17 protein-coding genes and 1 pseudogene are annotated in these 17,561 nt (G+C 70.0%); 14 read left to right on the forward strand and 4 right to left on the reverse strand.

Annotation, left to right across the window (positions count from 1 at the left end; translation table 11 throughout):
• The first annotated feature begins 4 nt into the window (after nt 1-4).
• Genes RTL41_RS05555 through RTL41_RS05580 form a run of 6 tightly spaced genes read left to right on the forward strand, consistent with a single transcriptional unit; the run spans nt 5 to nt 5,520 of the window.
• Nucleotides 5-1,348 (forward strand): CpaF family protein, encoded by a 1,344-nt coding sequence (locus tag RTL41_RS05555; RefSeq protein WP_312162170.1) that lies wholly within the window; start codon nt 5-7, stop codon nt 1,346-1,348.
• Nucleotides 1,349-2,335: a type II secretion system F family protein gene (locus RTL41_RS05560; protein ID WP_312162172.1), complete on the forward strand. Its 987-nt coding sequence runs from the start codon at nt 1,349-1,351 to the stop codon at nt 2,333-2,335.
• A 7-nt stretch (nt 2,336-2,342) separates the two neighbouring features.
• Nucleotides 2,343-3,281 (forward strand): type II secretion system F family protein, encoded by a 939-nt coding sequence (locus RTL41_RS05565; protein ID WP_312162174.1) that lies wholly within the window; start codon nt 2,343-2,345, stop codon nt 3,279-3,281.
• Between the two features lie 11 nt (nt 3,282-3,292).
• Complete coding sequence (locus tag RTL41_RS05570) at nt 3,293-4,138, forward strand: LytR C-terminal domain-containing protein (protein ID WP_312162176.1); 846 nt, start codon at nt 3,293-3,295, stop codon at nt 4,136-4,138.
• 1 nt (nt 4,139) lies between these two features.
• Nucleotides 4,140-5,018 carry a tetratricopeptide repeat protein gene (locus RTL41_RS05575; protein ID WP_312162178.1) on the forward strand — a complete coding sequence of 293 codons (879 nt, stop codon included), beginning with the start codon at nt 4,140-4,142 and terminating at the stop codon, nt 5,016-5,018.
• A complete protein-coding gene (locus RTL41_RS05580) occupies nt 5,005-5,520 on the forward strand; it encodes a prepilin peptidase (RefSeq protein ID WP_312162181.1) in 516 nt (171 codons plus the stop codon). Before RTL41_RS05575 ends, RTL41_RS05580 begins: the two co-directional genes overlap by 14 nt.
• Nucleotides 5,521-5,580: 60 nt before the next feature.
• On the opposite strand, the gene RTL41_RS05585 is transcribed toward RTL41_RS05580, so the two are convergent.
• From RTL41_RS05585 to RTL41_RS05595, 3 genes are all read right to left on the reverse strand, one after another.
• Nucleotides 5,581-5,958, reverse strand: a complete 378-nt coding sequence (locus RTL41_RS05585) for a DUF3597 domain-containing protein (protein ID WP_312162183.1) — start codon at nt 5,956-5,958, stop codon at nt 5,581-5,583.
• A 59-nt stretch (nt 5,959-6,017) separates the two neighbouring features.
• Entirely contained in the window at nt 6,018-8,738 is a 2,721-nt protein-coding gene (locus RTL41_RS05590; RefSeq protein WP_312162185.1) for a TonB-dependent receptor, read from the reverse strand.
• A gap of 176 nt (nt 8,739-8,914) precedes the next feature.
• Entirely contained in the window at nt 8,915-10,111 is a 1,197-nt protein-coding gene (locus tag RTL41_RS05595) for a Xaa-Pro peptidase family protein (RefSeq protein ID WP_312162187.1), read from the reverse strand.
• Between the two features lie 66 nt (nt 10,112-10,177).
• Between RTL41_RS05595 and RTL41_RS05600 the strand changes: the two genes are divergently transcribed.
• The 6 genes from RTL41_RS05600 (at nt 10,178) to RTL41_RS05625 (ending at nt 14,747) form a co-directional block, all read left to right on the forward strand.
• On the forward strand, nt 10,178-10,675 hold the full coding sequence (locus RTL41_RS05600) for a GAF domain-containing protein (RefSeq protein WP_312162189.1): 498 nt from the start codon (nt 10,178-10,180) through the stop codon (nt 10,673-10,675).
• Nucleotides 10,676-10,748: 73 nt separating this feature from the next.
• Nucleotides 10,749-11,885, forward strand: coding sequence for a GNAT family N-acetyltransferase (locus RTL41_RS05605; RefSeq protein WP_312162191.1), 1,137 nt, complete (start codon nt 10,749-10,751; stop codon nt 11,883-11,885).
• 3 nt (nt 11,886-11,888) lie between these two features.
• Nucleotides 11,889-12,821, forward strand: coding sequence for a glycosyltransferase family 2 protein (locus RTL41_RS05610; protein ID WP_312162192.1), 933 nt, complete (start codon nt 11,889-11,891; stop codon nt 12,819-12,821).
• Entirely contained in the window at nt 12,818-13,729 is a 912-nt protein-coding gene (locus tag RTL41_RS05615) for a hypothetical protein (RefSeq protein ID WP_312162193.1), read from the forward strand. The genes RTL41_RS05610 and RTL41_RS05615 overlap by 4 nt, the downstream gene beginning before the upstream one ends.
• 90 nt (nt 13,730-13,819) lie before the next feature.
• A complete protein-coding gene (locus tag RTL41_RS05620) occupies nt 13,820-14,290 on the forward strand; it encodes a VOC family protein (RefSeq protein ID WP_312162195.1) in 471 nt (156 codons plus the stop codon).
• Nucleotides 14,291-14,345: 55 nt separating this feature from the next.
• Nucleotides 14,346-14,747: a GFA family protein gene (locus RTL41_RS05625; RefSeq protein WP_312162197.1), complete on the forward strand. Its 402-nt coding sequence runs from the start codon at nt 14,346-14,348 to the stop codon at nt 14,745-14,747.
• Between the two features lie 53 nt (nt 14,748-14,800).
• Here RTL41_RS05625 and RTL41_RS20850 read toward each other — a convergent pair.
• Nucleotides 14,801-14,908 (reverse strand): annotated as a pseudogene (locus RTL41_RS20850) (PEPxxWA-CTERM sorting domain-containing protein); the annotation flags it as partial.
• Between the two features lie 664 nt (nt 14,909-15,572).
• On the opposite strand from RTL41_RS20850, the gene RTL41_RS05635 reads away from it, so the two are divergent.
• Both RTL41_RS05635 and RTL41_RS05640 read left to right on the forward strand, forming a co-directional pair.
• The gene (locus RTL41_RS05635; protein WP_312162201.1) at nt 15,573-16,745 is read left to right on the forward strand and encodes an acetyl-CoA C-acetyltransferase; all 1,173 of its coding nucleotides are present in this window, start codon (nt 15,573-15,575) and stop codon (nt 16,743-16,745) included.
• A gap of 51 nt (nt 16,746-16,796) precedes the next feature.
• Nucleotides 16,797-17,495 (forward strand): SDR family NAD(P)-dependent oxidoreductase, encoded by a 699-nt coding sequence (locus RTL41_RS05640; RefSeq protein WP_312162203.1) that lies wholly within the window; start codon nt 16,797-16,799, stop codon nt 17,493-17,495.
• Nucleotides 17,496-17,561: the final 66 nt, after the last annotated feature.

Genomic DNA, 17,561 nt, shown 5'->3' on the forward strand with positions numbered 1-17,561 from the left:
GAACATGCTCTGGAAGCCCGCCACATCCTCCGGCGACGCCGCCCCGGTGATCGGAGCGCCGCAGCCGACGCCGATCGAGGGCGCGACCGCTCTGAAGGTCCGCATCCACCAGCGCCTGCTCGAGTTCCTGAACCTCGGCCTGCTGGACAAGACCCCGCGCGAGAGCCTGCGCCTGGAGATCCGCGGCGCGGTCAGCGCCCTGCTGGCCGACGAGAAGCGCATCCTCAATCTCAGCCAGACCGACCAGTTGATCGAGGACGTGCTGGACGAACTGCTGGGCCTGGGGCCGCTGGAGCCGCTGCTGAAGGACGAGACCGTCAGCGACATCCTGATCAACACCCACAGCGTCGTCTATGTGGAGCGGTTCGGCCGGCTGGAGCGGACCGACGTGCGGTTCCAGGACACGCGCCACCTGGTCCGCATCATCAACAAGATCGTCGCGGCGGTCGGGCGGCGGGTCGACGAATCCCAGCCCATGGTCGATGCGCGCCTGGCCGACGGCAGCCGGGTCAACGCGATCATCCCGCCGCTGGCGGTCGATGGCCCGCTGGTCTCGATCCGCAAGTTCGCCAAGAGCCCGATCCGCATGGAGCGGCTGCTGGAGCTGGGCAGCATATCGAGCGACATGAGCCACCTGCTGCGCGCCATCGTGCAGTCGCACCGCAACGTGCTGATCTCGGGCGGGACGGGCTCGGGCAAGACGACGCTGCTCAACGCGCTGTCGGCGTTCATCTCCGACGAAGAGCGGATCGTGACGATCGAGGACTCCGCCGAGCTGCAACTGCAGCAGCCGCACGTCGGGCGGCTGGAGACGCGGCCGGCCAATATCGAGGGCAAGGGCGAGATCGCCCAGCGCGACCTGGTCCGCAACGCCCTGCGGATGCGGCCCGACCGGATCATCGTCGGCGAAGTGCGGGCCGGCGAGGCCTTCGACATGTTGCAGGCGATGAACACCGGCCATGACGGATCGATGACCACCGTCCACGCCAACAGCCCGCGCGACGCGCTCTCGCGGGTGGAGCAGATGATCGGCATGGCGGGGTTGGAGATCTCGCCGCGCTCGATCCGCCAGCAGATCGCCTCGGCCATCAACATCGTGATCCAGGCCGAGCGGATGGACGACGGCCGGCGCCGGGTGGTGTCGATCAGCGAGGTCGTCGGCATGGAGGAGGACGTGATCTCGATCCAGGAGATCTTCCGCTTCCGCCGCCAGGGCCGGGGAAGCGGCGGCGGCGTCTCGGGCGAGTTCGAGACCACCGGCGTGCGGCCGCGCTTCATCGACGTGCTGGCCGCGCGGGGCGTCGAGCTGCCGTACATCGATTTTTCCGCCGGGAGGAGGTCGGTCTAGATGACGGGCTCCCCCATGATCTACGTGCTGGCCTTCGTGGCCGTGGTGGTCGTGGTCCAGGCCCTCGCGGGGCTGGTCTTCTCGGCCCGGGACCGGACGCAGCGGGTCAATCGCCGGCTGGCGATGATGGATTCCGGCATGAGCCGGGAGGAGATCTTCAGCGCGCTGGTCCGCCGCCCGCCCGGCGTTCGGGCCTCCGGCCGGCTGGACGCCTTCTATGAGCGGCTGGAGCTCTACATGCGCCAGGCCGGGCTGCTGATGTCGCCGGCCCGGCTGGGCGCGATCACCGCGGGGGTGGCCGGCGCGCTCTGGCTGGTCGGGCTCAGCGTCGCGACCTCGGGCAAGGGGCCGGGCGTCCTGGCCAGCGGCGCGATCTCGCTGATCGGCGCCTGCGTGCTGGCGCTGGTCGGGGTCGGCCTGTGGCTGCGCCACCAGCGCAACACCCGGATCCGGAAGATCGAGGAGCAACTGCCGCTGGCGCTCGACGTGGTCAATCGCGCGGTGCGCGCGGGCCATCCGGTGATCTCCGCGGTGCAGCTTGCGGCCGACGAGATGGGCGATCCGGTCGGGTCGGAGTTCGGCCTCATCGTCGACGAGACGACCTATGGCGTCGAATTCAAGGAGGCGCTGGCCAACTTCGCCCGCCGGACGGGGTCGGCCGACGGCCACTTCTTCGCGGTGGCGGTGAGCATCCAGTCGGAGACCGGCGGCAACCTCGCCGAGATCCTCGAGGGACTGGCCTCGGTCATGCGCGGGCGCCATTCGCTGGGCAAGCGGGTGAAGTCGCTGGCCAGCGAGGGCCGGGCCTCGGCGGTGCTGCTGAGCGTGCTGCCGGTGCTGCTGATCTGCGGCCAACTGGTGTTCCGCCCGACCGTGTACTCCGAGAAGTTCTCCGACCCGATATTCTGGCCGGTCGTGTTCCTGACCGCGCTCATCTACCTCGGCGGCTGGCTGATGGTGCACCGCATCATCAACTTCAAATATTGAGGCGGCGATGACCCAGTGGTTCGACGTGGCCATCCAGGTCTTCACCTTCCTGGCGGTGGTCGGGATGGTCAACCTGACCCAGCGCGCGGTCTCCGCCCAACTGGCGGTCCGCCGCCGGCTGGGACGGGAGGAGACGAGCCCGAGCGAAGGATCGGTGCTGAAGGCCGACAAGGTCAGCAACCCGTTCCTGCTCTGGGTGCAGTCGGCGACGGCGGGCGGCCAAGTCAAGGAGACCCAGAAGCTTCGCCGGGACCTGTCGCTGGCCGGATTCGACCAGCCCTCGGCGCCGATCTGGTACGTGATCTTGCGGTTCTCGCTGGCGATCGGCCTGCCCATGGGGCTGATCGGCGGGCTGGCCCTGGCTGGCCGGCCCCTGACCGGGCTGGGGGCGTTCATGTTCCCGCTGGTGCTCTGCGGGCTCGGGCTCATCGCCCCCAAGGCGCTGCTCGACAACCGCATCAACGCCCGGCGCGAGCAACTGGAGCACGAGTTCCCCGACGCGCTGGACCTGATGGTCGTCTGTGTCGAGGCCGGCCTTGGCCTGGAGGCGGCCTTCGTGCGGGTCGCCGCCGAGGTGACGGAGTCCCATCCGCGGATCGCCCAGGAGTTCGGCCGCCTGGCCGACGAGCTCGGCGCCGGCAGGGGCCGGGCCGAGGCGCTGCGGGCGCTGGCCGAGCGGGTCAATGTCGACAGCATCCGCTCGTTCGTGGCGCTGCTGATCCAGACCGACCTGCTGGGGGTCAGCATCGCCCAGAGCCTGCGGACCTACTCGGCCGAGATGCGCGAGAGCCGGTTCATGAAGGCCGAGGAGAAGGCGATGCGCATCCCGGTGCTGATGACCATGCCGATCGTCGCCTGCTTCATGCCGGTGATCATTGTCGCCCTGCTGTTGCCGCCGGCGATCGACGTCGTGCGCACGCTGGTGCCCGCCCTGGCCGGGCGATGACGGAGGCCCCGATGACCACCCTTCTCGCCCGCAGCCTCGCCCTCCTGGCGCTGGCGCCCGGACTGGCCGGATGCGCGCTCTTTCCGAAGGCGGCGGCATGGGTGGACTTCAAGTCCGTCCAGACCAGCGAGGTCCAGCGCTTCACGCGCGAAGACGGCTACTACAACAGCGCCACGCGCGCGATCGCCCGGCGCGACTATGCCGGCGCCCTGGAGATGCTGCAGGGCGCGCGCGCCTACAACCCGGACGACGTGCGGGTGCTGAACGCCTTCGCGGTGGTCTACGACAAGCTCGGCCGCTTCGATCTCAGCGCCCGCTACTACGAACAGGCCGAACGCCTGGACCCGGGCTCGCAGATCCTCGCCGGCAACATGGCCTATTCCGCCAGCCTGCAGACCCGGCTGGCGGCGCCCGCCTATGCGGCGCTCCAACCTGCCCCCGCCGCGGCGCCTGTCAGGTCCGAGCCGGCGCTGGCGGCGCGGCCGGCCGTGGTTCGCCTGGGGCCGGTCCAGCCGATCCTGGTCGCCCGGACGGGGCCTGGGCAGATGGGCCGCCCGCTCGAGCTGGCCGACCTCTCCGGACGGGCCGGCGGCGCCGAGCCGGTTCGCTCGGCGCTGCGGCGGCTGGGCTGGTCAGTGGGCGAGGCCGTCGTCGGCGGCGAGCGCCAGGCCCGGACGACCATCACCTACGGCGATCGCAACGCCATGGTCGCGCAGGCTCTGCAGCGGACCCTTCCGGGGCCCGCGAGCCTGATCAGGTGCAACGACGATTGCCAGGGCATCCGCCTGGCCATCGGGGCCGACGCCGTCGGTTGGGCCTGGCCCAACCGCGCCGACCAGGTCTTGAGAGGAGATTGAAGTGCGCACGCTGACACTGACCGCCTTGGCCCTGATGCTGGCCGTGACGCCGGCCCAGGCGGGGATATTCGGACGCGCCGCCAAGCCCCCGGTCGCGATGAGCGAGGTCGCGGTCGTCGAGATCCAGCGGGCCCTCGACGAGCAACGGCTGCTGGACGCGGGCCGGATGCTCGACAGCGCCCAGGTGGCCGGGGTCCGCGATCCGCGGCTGGTGCTGCTGGGCGGGGACCTCAATCTTCGCCGGGGCCGGTTGAACGCGGCCCTCACCAACTACCGCGCCGCCGAGGCCGATCCCGGCGTGCGCGCCAGGGCGCTGCAGGGGCAGGGGATCACGCTCTCGCTGCAAGGGCGTTCCGACGAAGCGCTGGCGGTGCTGCAGCGCGCGGTCGAGGCCGACCCCGGCGCCTGGCGGGCGTGGAACGCGCTGGGCCGGGAATACGACAACCGCACCGACTGGACGCAGGCCGAGGCGGCCTACGGCCAGGCGATGACCATCTCCAACGGCGACGCGCTGGTCCTGAACAACCGCGGCTATTCGCGGCTGCTGCAGCATCGCCGCGACGAGGCGGTGGCCGACTTCGTGGCCGCGCTCGCCAAGCGTCCCTCGTTCACCGAGGCGCGGACCAATCTGCGCCTGGCCCTGGCCATGCGCGGCGACTACGACAGGGCGCTGGTCGGCGGCGCGCCGGACGACCAGGCGGCCTTGCTGAACAATGCGGGTTTCGCGGCAGGCATGCGCGGCGACTACGCCAAGGCCGAGCTGCTGCTGGGCCAGGCGCTGGAGCTGAAGAGCGAATATTACGCGCGGGCCTCGGAGAACCTGAAGATGGTGCGCTCGCTGGCGGCGCGGAGCGAGCCGAATCCGAATGTGGTCCGCTGAGAACGTCCACAACGTCATCGCCGCGCTGCTGTCGGGGATCCTGATCTGCGTGGCGGTGAGCGACGTGCTCAACCGCCGGATTCCCAATGCGGCGGTGGCGGCCCTGGTGGGGCTGTTCGCGCTCTGGGCGCTGGCCGATCGGGGCGCCAGCCTCGGGCCCGGGCTGGCGGCGGCGGCGATCGGCTTCGGGGTCGGTTTCGTCCTCTACACCCTGGGGGTCATGGGGGCGGGCGACGTGAAGCTGTTCGCGGCGGTCGCGCTGTTCACCGGGCTCAGCTACCTGCACCTCTTCGCGCTGGCCACGGTGCTGGTCGGCGGGGTCATGGCGATCGTCACGCTGACGGCCAATCCCCGGCGCGCGCTGGTGATGTTCACGCTGAAGGGCAGGGGGGACTTCGGCCGCGGCATCCCCTATGGCGTGGCCATCGCGGCCGGCGGGCTGATCGCCGTCTGGGGCGCGCTGACCGGCGCCTTGCCGGTGGACATCCTCAGCCGGACCTAGCGCCCACGAAAAAGCGCGCCGGCCGGGCGGCCGACGCGCTTCCCGTTCAGAGACTGGAGCCTAGTCGCGCAGGCTGGCCGGAACCACGCCGCCGTTCTTGGCGAGCGCGGCCCAGACGGCCTTCTGCAGGGCGATGTTCTGCTCGGCGCTGCCGTGCGGGCCGGCGGCGACGCCCAGCTCGGCCGCCAGCTCCTTGCGGGCGTCCAGGCTGGAGTCGAGGTCGAGCATCTTGAGGAGGTCGACGATCGAGGTGCGCCAGTTGCCGCCGCCGCCCTTCAGCGTCGCCAGTTCGGTGAGCACGGCCTCGACGTCCACCGGCTCGGGCGGCGGGGGCGGGGCCGCCGCAGCCGGGGCCTCGGCCGGAGCCGGAGCGGCCGGAGCGGCCTCGGGCTTCTTGCGGTGAAATACCTTGTCCATGATCGAGCTGAAGATGCCCATGCGCCGTCTCCCTGTTGGATCGCCCCCTTATAAAGCTCGACCATGACGAGAGTTCCCGCTCAGAAACCTTTGGTGATCGAGATCCCGTAGAGGCGCGGATCGAGCAGGAAGACGCTGCGCGTGGCCCCCAGGTTCTCGTCGTTGATGTCGAAGCCGACGATGGTGTCGTCATCGAGCAGGTTCTTCACGAAGAGCTGGATGTTCAGGTCGAGATCGGGGTTGGCGAAGATCAGGGCGGCGTTGACGTTCTCCCAGGCCTCGATGTTGTCGAAGAAGGCGTTGTTGTAGCGCATGAAGCTCTCGGACTGGCGGTAGTAGTCGCCGCGCAGGGTGGCGTTCCAGCCGTTCGGGAGCTCCCACTTGTACTGGGCGCCGAGCGAGACGGTCCATTCCGGGGCGTTGGGCAGGTCGTTGCCCGAGAGGTCCTGGATGATGCCCTCGCCCGCGCCGTTGCCGAACAGCGAGACGTTGGGGCCGTAGTTGTAGACGCCGTTGGTCAGGACGTCGGCGGCCGCGGCCGGAAGCCCCGCGGCCAGCAGCCGGCCGCGGATCGTCGAGGTTCCCGATCCCGTGCCGCCGCAGGCGAAGTTGGCCAGCAGCGCCTGACCGCCGGGAACCTGCAGCAGGTTGGCGACGCCCTGGGCGTTGAGGATGCACCCGCCGTTGGTGGAGTTGGCGTAGATGTAGGCGGGATCGCCCTGGGTGCGGTTGAAGGTGTCGACCACCTTGCCCTGGTCGATCTCGGTGTTCAGGTAGCCGATGTTGGCGTTGAGCCGCAGGTTGTCGATCGGCTCCCAGATCGACTCCAGTTCCACGCCCCAGATCTTGGCGTCGATGTTCTCGTTGTAGACCGAGCGATTGACGCTGCGGCCGATCTGGTAGCCCTGGTAGTCGTAGTAGAAGCCGGTGAGGTTCAGCAGCAGGCGCCCGTCGGCCAGGGTGTTCTTGGCGCCCACCTCGTAGGCGTTGACGAACTCCGGCTCGTAACTGGGGTTCAGGCCCAGGGCCACGACGCCCGGCGGGTTGAAGCCGCCGCCCTTGTAGCCCTTGGAATAGGACGCATAGATCAGGGTGTGGTCGGTGAACGACAGGTCCGGCGACCAGTCGACGTTCAGACGGCCGGTGGTTTCCTTGAACTCCACGCGCTGGTCGGCGGTGAAGCTGGGGCCGCGACCGGGAGCGAACAGGGTCGCGCCGCTGCCGCGGGTCCACTTCTCGTCGTCGGTGTAGCGCAGGCCGAGCGTGACCTTCAGGTCCTCGGTCGCCTGCCAGTAGAGCTCGCCGAAGGCGGCCTTGGACTTCAGCTTATACTCGCTGAGGCTGATGAAGTAGTTGTGGCCGGTGAAGTCCGGCTCGCGCAGCGGGTCGATATAGGCGGCGGGCTGGACGACGGCGACCGCCGCGGTGGCCGCGTTGGTGGCGACATAGGTGATGCTGCTCGCCTCGTAGTCGAGATAGATGCCGCCGACGTTGAAGTTCAGCGGCCCGTCGAAGTTGGACTGCAGCCGCAGTTCCTGGGTCCACTGCTCGTTGTGGCTGACGCCGCCGGACTCGCTCATCAGACGGTCGGTGATCCCGAACTGCGGATCGTTCAGCACCCCGGTCGGGGTGAAGGGCGTGACCCCGAACGGCACCGAGGAGTAGCCGCCGGTGGAGTCGCCGCGGGTGTAGTTCTCGTTCTCATTATAGCTGGTCAGCGAGGTGACGGTGAGTTGCGGGGTGACGTCCCACTCCAGGTTCAGCTCGTAGAGGTCGGTGCGCGGCCGGTAGGTCGGGCGGCCGTAGACCTCGATCTCGCGCAGGTCGCGCGAGATGGTCTTGCCGGCGAAGGAGTCGGTGGTCTGCAGGCCGATCTGCCGGGCGATGATGCCGGTGAAGGTCGAGAGCTGGTTGGTCGTGCCATAGACGTTGTCGCCATAGACCGAGGCCGGCAGGCAGCCCTGGGTGAAGGCGACCTGGGCCGCGCCGGTCGGAACGCCCAGGACGTTGGTCAGGCCAGGGTCCTTCTGGCAGAGCTGCTTGCGCGCGCCGCGGCTGTCGTCCTCGGAGAAGTTGTCCCACAGCAGGAAGCCGCGGAAGTTGTCGGTCGGGTTGAAGCCGAGGGTGACGCGGGCGGCCCAGATCTGGCGGTCGTCGATGTCCTGGCCGTTGAGGGTGTTCTCCGTATAGCCGTCGCGTTGCAGGGCGAAGCCGGCCGCGCGCAGCGAGAACATGTCGCCCAGCGGCACGTTGATGAAGCCCTGGTACTTCAGGCTGTTGTAGTTGCCGAATTCCGCCGAGATCGAGGCGTCGAAGACGTCGGACGGCTTGTTGGTGATGACGTTGACCACCCCGCCGGTGGCGTTGCGGCCATAGAGCGTGCCCTGCGGGCCGCGCAGCACCTCGACCCGCTCGACGTCGTAGAACTCGGCGTCGGCCAGGCGGTTGGAGGTCAGGGGGACGTTGTTGTGGTGGATCCCGACGCCGTCGTCGCCGCCGGTGGAGACGAGCTGGGCGCCGACCCCGCGGATCTGGAAGTTGGTGCGCAGGGCGCGGCGCGTGAAGGTGAGGTTGGGGACCGACTGCACCAGGTTGCCGGCGCCGTCGATGCCCTGGGTCTTGAGGGCCTGCTCGCTGAAGGCCGACACCGCGATCGGGACGTCCTGGACGGACTCCTCCCGTTTCTGGGCGGTGACGATCAGTTCTTCGATGAGACTGCCGCCGCCTGAGGACTGTGCCCAGACGGGCGTGGACCAGACAAGCGCGAGCGCGGACGCAGAAGCCAGCAAGGCTTTGGTCATTCTTCCCTCCCTAGCCCCCAGTCGAAATGCGGGGGTCTTCTTGTCGACGGCTCTCGTCGAGCGGAGCCGTTCAGAACTGCAAGCTAAGGCCGTAAATTACGCAGCGTCAAACGACCTACGATTACACGGACGCTCGGAAGGGTTGTGGCGGGATTGCTGGACCTACCGGCGGCGGATCAGCCGAAGGGCCTGTCCAGGCTGGGCTGCGGCTCGGTGAACCAGGCCGCGCCGTCGGCGGTGACGTGGAAGTGGTCCTCCAGCCGCACGCCGAAGGCGTCGGGAATCACGATCATCGGCTCGTTGGAGAAACACATGCCCGGCGCCAGCGGGGTCCTGTCGCCGCGCACCAGATAGGGCGCCTCGTGGATCGACAGGCCGATGCCGTGGCCGGTGCGGTGCGGCAGGCCGGGCAGCTCGTAGTCGGGGCTGAGCCCGGCGGCGGCCAGCACCCGGCGGGCGACGGCGTCGATCTCCTCGCAGGGGACGCCCGGCTTCACCGCGGCGAAGGCGGCGGCCTGGGCCTGCTTCTCCAGGTCCCAGACGCGGCGCTGCTCGGGCGAGGGCTCGCCGAACACGTAGGTGCGGGTGATGTCGGAATGATAGCCCTGGACCTGGCAGCCGGTGTCGATGAGGACGATCTCGCCCTCCTGCAGCGCCTGCTCGCCGGGCAGGCCGTGCGGATAGGCGCTGGCCCGGCCGAACTGCACGGCGCAGAAGTAGGACCCGTTGTCGGCGCCCAGCGCGCGATGGGCCTGGTCGATGAAGCGGCGGACCTCGCCGGTGGTGACGCCGGGGCGCAGGATCCGGGCCGCGCGGCGGTGGACCTCCAGGGTCATGGCCTTGGCCTGGGACATCAGGGCCAGCTCGGCCGGAGACTTGATCATCCGGCAGCCGTCGACCACCGGCGCGCCGTCCAGCAGCTTCAGGCCCGGCGCGGCCTTGGCGATGGCGTTGAACACGAAGAAGGGCAGGGCCGGGTCGATGGCCAGCGAGGCTGCGCCGTCCAGGCCGCGGACCGCCAGGTCGAAGGGGCTCTCGTGCTCTTCCCAGAGCAGCAGCTCGGCGTCGATCCCGAGGGCCGCCTCCAGCGAGCCGAGCTCGAAGCGCGGGCAGATCATCCGCACGTCGCCCTCCAGCGGCAGGATCATGGCCACCAGCCGCTCGGTCGCGCCCCAGGCCACGCCGGTGAAGTAGCGCAGGCTGGCGCCGGCCCCGATGATCAGGGCCTGCGCGCCGATCGCCTTCATGAGTTCGCGGGCGCGGGCGAGGCGGGCCTGGCGCTCCTGCCGGGTGATCGCCGGGGCCGGATCGGGCCAGGGCGCGAGCGCCGCGAGTTCCGCCTCCGCCGTCGAACCGCCGATGCCGCTGGTCATGAAACACTCCGGAACTCTGGGGCCGCGCGCTGGCGGCGAGGCCGGCGCGCCCGTATATAGCCGCCCATGGCCGAAGCCTTCAACGAACTGACCCTGCCCGCGGCCAAGGCCGAGCGCTACGCCGTGCTGGCGCAGGAGATCGCCGCGGTGCTGGCGGGCGAGCCGAACCTGACGGCGCGGATGGCCACCGTCGCCTCGATGCTGGCGGCGACCTTCGAGACGTTCTTCTGGGCCGGCTTCTACGTGGTCGATCCGGACAAGGCGCGCGAACTCGTGGTCGGGCCCTATCAGGGCACGCTGGGCTGCCTGCGCATCGCCTTCGGCCGGGGCGTCTGCGGCGCGGCGGCGGCCAGCGGCCAGACCCAACTGGTCCCGGACGTCCACGCCTTCCCCGGCCACATCGCCTGCGACAGCCGCTCGCAGAGCGAGGTCGTGGTCCCGGTGTTCGACGCCGCGGGCGAGCTGCTGGCGGTGCTGGACGTCGATTCCGACCAGCTCGCCGCCTTCGACGAGGTCGACGTCCTGTGGCTGGAAAAGATCCTGCGGGACACCTTCGCGGCCTGACCGGCCCGGGACTTGCAACGGCGGATGCACCTTTCCCTAACCGGGATACGCTACCGTGTTTGAGATGTTGCGCATGGAAGTCCTTCGTCCGCTCGAACTGTCCGACGCCGATGTCGGCGCCTGGCGGGCGCTGTGCGCCTCGCGCCCAGAGTTCCGCAGCCCGCTGCTCGGGCCTGACTTCGCCATCGCGGTCGGCGCCCTGCGCCAGGACGCGCGCGTGGCCGTCTGGCGCGAGGGCGACCGGCCGATCGGCTTCCTGGCCTACCACCACCGGCCGCGCGGCATGGCCCGCCCGATCGGCGCGCCGCTGTCGGACTATCACGGCCTGGTGGCCGACCGGCCGCTGGACATCCACGCCGACCTGGCCGAGCTCGGCTTGTCGGCCTTCCGCTTCACCGGGCTGGTCGACCCGCACGGCGACTTCAGCCAGGCCGTCGCCGGCGAGAACGAGGCCTATGTGATCGAACTGGACCGCCCGGCGCCGGCCTATCTGGAGGCGCTGCGGGCGGCGAGCGCCAAGCGCTTCAAGAACTACCGCCGGCTGGACGGCAAGCTGGACCGCGAGGTCGGGCCCCTGACCCTGCGCGCGCCCGACCACGACCGCGCCGCCTTCGACCAGTTGCTGGCCTGGAAGCGCGAGCAACTGGCGCGCACCGGCGCCCACGACTTCCTGGCCCCGGACTGGACGCGCGAACTGCTGGCCTCGTTCCTGGACATGCGCGAGGGCCATTTCCAGGGGCTGATGATCAACCTCTATTGCGGCGACAGGCTGCTGGCCGGGCACATCGGCGTGCGGGTCGGCGAGGTCTATCATCCGTGGATCGCCTCGACCGATCCGGAGATGGGCGCCTGGTCGCCGGGCCAGTTGTTCCTGCTGCGGGCGATCGCGGCGATGCCGGACCTGGGCCTGAAGACCTACGACCTCGGCCCCGGCCATGACCACTACAAGCGTCCCTACGCCCTGACCACGCGGATGATCGGCGAGGGCATGATGGCCGCCGCCGGTCCGCGCGGCCGCGCGGCGGGGGCTTCGGAAAGGGTCTGGACCCTGGCCGGCGCGCACCGGGCCGGCCCGGTCGGGCGCCTGCGCCGCCGGCTCGACATGATCGCCACCACCGAACTTTCGCTCGCCGGGCGGGCCAAGGGCCTGGCCGGGGCCATCGCCGCCCGCGCCCTGCGTCCGGGGGCGTCCTCGGCGGAGGCCGCCTGATCCATGGCGAGGCCACGCGTCAGCCTGGTGATCCCGACCCAGCGCCGGCTGGACGGCCTGGCCGTCGCCGTGCGCTCGACCTTCCGGCAGGAGGGCGTCGATCCGGCGGAGCTGGAACTGGTGGTGGTCGACAACGACCAGTCGCCCTCGGCCAAGGCCGCGGTCGAGGCCCTGGCGGCCCAGGCGCCGTTCCCGGTGATCTATGTGCATGAGCCCGAGCCGGGCGTGGCCAACGCCCGCAATGCGGCGCTGGAACAGGCGCGCGGCGACTTCATCGCCTTCCTGGACGACGACGAGGAGGCGCCGGAGGGCTGGCTCCGCGCGCTGCTGGACGCCCAGCAGCGGTTCAAGGCCGACGTGGTGTTCGGGCCGGTGCGCGGCCGCGCGCCCGACGATGTCCAGCGGCACCGCAGCTACCTGGAGCGCTTCTTCTCCCGCGAGGGGCCGGAAGCCGCCGGGGTGCTCGACCACTATTACGGCTGCGGCGACAGCCTGATCCGCCGCGCGGCGCTGCCGGACCCGAAGCGGCCGTTCTCGCCGATCCGCAATCATATCGGCGGCGAGGACGACCTGCTGTTCGGCCAGATGCAGGCGGCCGGCGCCGTCTTCGCCTGGGAGCCGGCGGCCTGGGTCTGGGAAGACCCGGTCCCCTCGCGCCTGTCGCTGCGCTACACGATCGCGCGCGCCTTCGCCTACGGCCAGGGGCCTTCGGCCGCTTGCGCGGCGGCCAGTCCGCCCGACCGTGTCGGCCTGGCCAAATGGATGACCCAGGGCGTGGTCCAGGCCGGGGTGTTCGGCCTGCTGGCCGGCGTCAAGTGGCTGGTCCGGGCGCCGGACTTCGCATTCACGCTGGATCGCGCCGCGCGCGGCCTGGGCAAGACCCTCTGGTGGGGGCCGTTCAAGATCCGGTTCTATGGCTTGAGGGCAGGGGCATGAGCATCATCGGCGACTGGACGCCCGAAAAGGCGCGCGACTTCACCAGGCGGAACCTGGTCTTCCGGCACGGCCTGCACGAGCGGCCGATGTTCGACGACGCGGGGCTGGAGGAACTGCTCGACCGCTATCCGCGCGAGAAGCTGGGCGTGTTCACCATGGGCGAGGACCCGGTGGCCTGGACCACCTGGCGCAAGGGCTCGGCCGGCGCGCTGAGCGGGTCGAAGCTGCTGGAGGCGGCCCAGGCTGGGCGCATCTGGCTGAACCTGCGGGCGACCAACGACTACCTGCCGCAGTACGCGGCCCTGGGCGACGAGATCTTCGCCGAGAAGCAGGCCCAGACCGGCGTGCGGACGCTGAAGCGCGACCTCGGCGTGCTGATCTCCTCGGCCAACGCCCAGGTCTTCTACCATCTGGACGTGCCCTTGGTGTCGCTCTGGCAGTTGCGCGGGCGGAAGAAGGTCTGGGTCTATCCGGTCGAGGACCCCTATGTCGGCCAGGAGGTGCTGGAGCGCATCGTCCTGAAGGAGACGGCCGAGCAGTTCACCTTCGATCCGGCCTGGGACCAGGGCGCGCAGATGTACGACCTGACGCCGGGAACGATGGTCACCTGGGCCCAGAACGCGCCGCACCGGATCGAGAACGGGCCGATGCTGAACGTCTCGCTGTCGATCGAATTCATGACGCCCCAGGCGCTGATGCGGGCCAACGTGATCTACGCCAACGGCGTCATGCGCCGGCGGCTGGGCGCGCGGCCCAAGGTGCAGGACGGCTTCACGCCGGCGGCCCTGAGCAAGGTGGCGGTGGCGCGGGCCGCCAAGGCGCTGAAACTCCAGACGCCGCACGAGCGGGTGCTGCCGGTGACGTTCAAGCTGGACGCCCGCGCGCCGGGGACGCTGCTGCCGGCCTAGGATTGTCCGGCGCATTGTCGGCAAGCCGTCTTCTCGCACGTCCTTGATGCAGCCGGGCGCGCCGCCCGGTCCCGCAAGGAGGACGACGCGATGAAGGTCACCCAGCATCTCTGGTTCGAGAAGGACATGGAGGCGGCGGTCCGCTTCTACACCTCGCTGATCACCGGCTCGAAGCTCAACGCGATCTCGGCCGTGGCGGCCGACAACCCCGGCGGCCCGGCCGGCGGCGTGCGGATCGCGGACTTCACCCTCGGCGACCAGAACTACATGGCGATCGAGGCCGGGCCGCTGGACCCGTTCAACCACAGCTTCTCGATCATGGTGGAGCCGCAGAGCCAGGCCGAGCTCGACCGCCTCTGGGACGCCCTCAAGGAAGGCGGCCAGATCGAACAGTGCGGCTGGGTGCGCGACCGCTGGGGCCTGTGCTGGCAGGTCGCGCCCAAGCGGCTGCGCGAGCTGATGGACGATCCCGACCCGGCCAGGGTGCGTCGCGTGACCGAAAAGATGCTGCAGATGGTCAAGCTGGACATCGCGCCGCTGGAAGCCGCCGCGCAGGGCTGAACAGGAGGCCAGGAACGTCTAGGCTGTGGTCCGGCAGATCAAGGATGGACCGCCGATGCTTACCGGAACTTGTCATTGCGGCGGTTCGCACTGGACGCTCGAGGGCGACCCCGGCCGGGTGACGGCGTGCAACTGCACGCTCTGCCGTCGCTATGGGACGCTCTGGGCCTACGACTACGAGAACGAGCGGATCCGGCTCAACGGACCGAGCGCCTCCTACAGGCGGGCGGACGAGAAGGACCCCGGACTGGAGATCCTCTTCTGCCCGGCCTGCGCCTGCGTGCTGGCCTGGCGCGCGATGCGGATCAGGTCCGACGGCCGCCGGCGCATGGCCGTCAATCTGAGGTTGGCCGAGCCGCAGGCGGTGGGCGATCTCGCGGTCGATCACTTCGACGGGCTCGACAGCTTCGAGGACCTGCCGAGCGACGGCCGCTGCGTCCGCGACCTCTGGTTCTGAGGGCTATGGAAGCGCCGCCGGCCGGCGGCGCTTGAGGTCCGTTCGGCGTCGGCTCAGGCGGCGGCGAGCGCGGCCTTGCGGCCGCGGGCGCGCAGGGCGCTGCCGGCGATGCCGAAGCCGGTGATCATCATCGCCCAACTCGCCGGCTCGGGAACCGCCGAGGGCACGTCGAGCATGACGCGGCCGCCGGTCACGGTGCGCGGGCCGCCGCTCGACTGGAATTCGTATGAGGTGTTCAGCAGGTTGGTCCCGGTCTCCGTCAGTGGGAAGAAGTCGAGGCGCAACTGCTGGGCGTAGCCCGCGGTCGAGATCCGGAAGCCCTGGGTCGGAAGCGACACCCAGTCGGCCAGGCTGGCGTTGTCGTAGGTGAAGGTCGAGAACACCCCCGAACCTAGCGTGCCGGCCGAGGCGACGATGTTGATCCCCAGCAGCGACGACAGGGCGTCATCGGTGGTGAAGCTGCCGGTCAGGGTTCCGCCCCCCTGCAGCGTCACGCCGTCCAGGACGAAGGTCTTGGCCGCCCAGGCCGGGGCGGCGGAGGCGATCGCGGCGATGGCGGCGGTGATGGCGAGGAGACGTTTCATGGATGTTCCAAACTGGGAGGGCGGCGCGCTGTCCTGCACCTCTAAGCAATGGTCGGGCCAGGGCTGCAATTTTGAGGGGCGTCGGCATGGGACGAGCCGCGCCACGGCGTGCAAAGGGGCGCTTCCGGCGCGCCGCCGCAGCGTCCTTCACGTGCGCGTATAGGCCATTGGCTTACGTCACGTCGCGCTCCTAAATGACTCCCCGACGCGCGGCGGACGCGCATTCATCGGGAGCGAAACCATGGGCGAAGCCTATATCGTCGCAGCGACGCGGACGGCCGGCGGACGCAAGGGCGGCAAGCTGAAGGACTGGCATCCGGTCGATCTGGGCGCGGTGGTCCTCAACGACATCATCGCGCGCACGGGCGCCGATCCGGCCCTGGTCGAAGACGTCGTCATGGGCTGCGTCGGCCAGGTCGGCGAACAGGCGATCAACGTCGCGCGCAACGCGGTGCTGGCCTCGAAGCTGCCGGAAAGCGTGCCGGCCACCAGCGTCGACCGCCAGTGCGGCTCCTCGCAGCAGGCCCTGCAGTTCGCCGCCCAGGCGGTGATGAGCGGCACCATGGACGTGGTGATCGCCGCGGGCGTCGAAAGCATGACCCGCGTGCCGATGGGCCTGGCGGCCGCGCTGCCCGCCCAGAACGGCTTTGGCAACTACATGAGCCCGCGGATGAAGGAGCGTTATCCGAACATCCAGTTCAGCCAGTTCGCCGGCGCCGAGATGGTCGCCAAGAAGTACGGCCTGACCAAGGAAGAGATCGACGAGTACTCGTACCAGTCGCATCAGCGCGCGATCGCGGCCACCCAGGCCGGCCACTTCAAGAACGAGATCGTCGGCGTCGAAGTCGTCGACGCCGAGGGCAACACGGTCCTGCACACCGTCGACGAAGGCATCCGCTTCGACGCCAGCCTGGACGGCATCAAGGGCGTGAAGCTGCTGCAGGAGGGCGGGGCCCTGACCGCCGCCTCGTCCAGCCAGATCTGCGACGGCGCCTCGGCGGTGATGGTCGTCTCGGAAAAGGGCCTGAAGGAACTGGGCGTGAAGCCGCTGGCCCGCATCCATCACCTGTCGCTGCTGGGCCACGACCCGGTGATCATGCTGGAAGCCCCGCTGCCGGCCTCGGAACGTGCGCTGAAGCGCGCGGGTATGAGCGTCGGCGACATCGACCTGTTCGAAGTCAACGAAGCGTTCGGCTCGGTGCCCGTCGCCTACATGAAGTCGCTGGGCGTCGATCGCGACAAGATCAACGTCAACGGCGGCGCCATCGCCCTGGGCCACCCGCTGGGCGCCTCGGGGACCAAGCTGATGGCCACCCTGCTCAACGCTCTCGAGCAGCGCGGCGGCCGCTATGGCCTACAGACGATGTGCGAAGGCGGTGGTATGGCGAACGTCACCATCGTCGAGCGACTCTAGAGCCCGTCCCGGTTCCGGACGGAGCCGGGTCGCAGCTTCAGGAGACTGCCCATGGCCGGACGCGTCTTTGCAATCACGGGCGCGTTCGGCGTGCTGGGTTCGGCCGTGGCGCGCGCCGCCGCGGCCCGGGGCGCCCTGGTCGCCCTGATCGACTACGCGCCGATCCCGCCCGAGGGCCTGGGGGACGAATGCGGTCCCGACGGCATGATCCTGGGCGGGGTCGACCTGACCGACGCCCTGGCCGCCGGCACGGCCATCGACGCCGTCGCTCACCACTTCGGGCGGCTCGACGCCCTGATCAACGTCGCCGGCGGCTTCCGCTGGGAGACGCTGGAAGCGGGCTCCTGGGAGACCTGGCACCAGCTCTTCCGGATGAATGTCCTGACCGCGACCAACGCCAGCCGCGCCGCCATCCCGCACCTGAAGCGCAGCGCCAGCGGACGCATCGTCAATGTCGGGGCCAACGGCGCGCTGAAGGCCTCGGCGGGGATGGGCGCCTACGCCGCCTCCAAGGCCGGGGTGCACAAGCTGACCGAAGCCCTGGCCGAGGAGCTGAAGGGCGACGGCGTGACCGTCAATGCGGTGCTGCCCTCGATCATCGACACCCCGACCAACCGCGCCGACATGCCCCAGGCCGACGTCTCGGCCTGGGTCACGCCGCAGGACCTGGCCGCGGCGATCCTGTTCCTGGCCTCGGAGGAGGCGAGGGCGGTGACCGGCGCGCTGCTGCCGGTGACCGGGCGGGTCTAGGCCTTCGCGTCATCCCGGTTGCGGCGGAGCCCGGGCTTTCCGGTTCATTGCGCTTCGCCCGCCCAA

It is taken from the genome of Phenylobacterium sp., assembly GCF_031984885.1.
Taxonomy (GTDB): domain Bacteria; phylum Pseudomonadota; class Alphaproteobacteria; order Caulobacterales; family Caulobacteraceae; genus Phenylobacterium.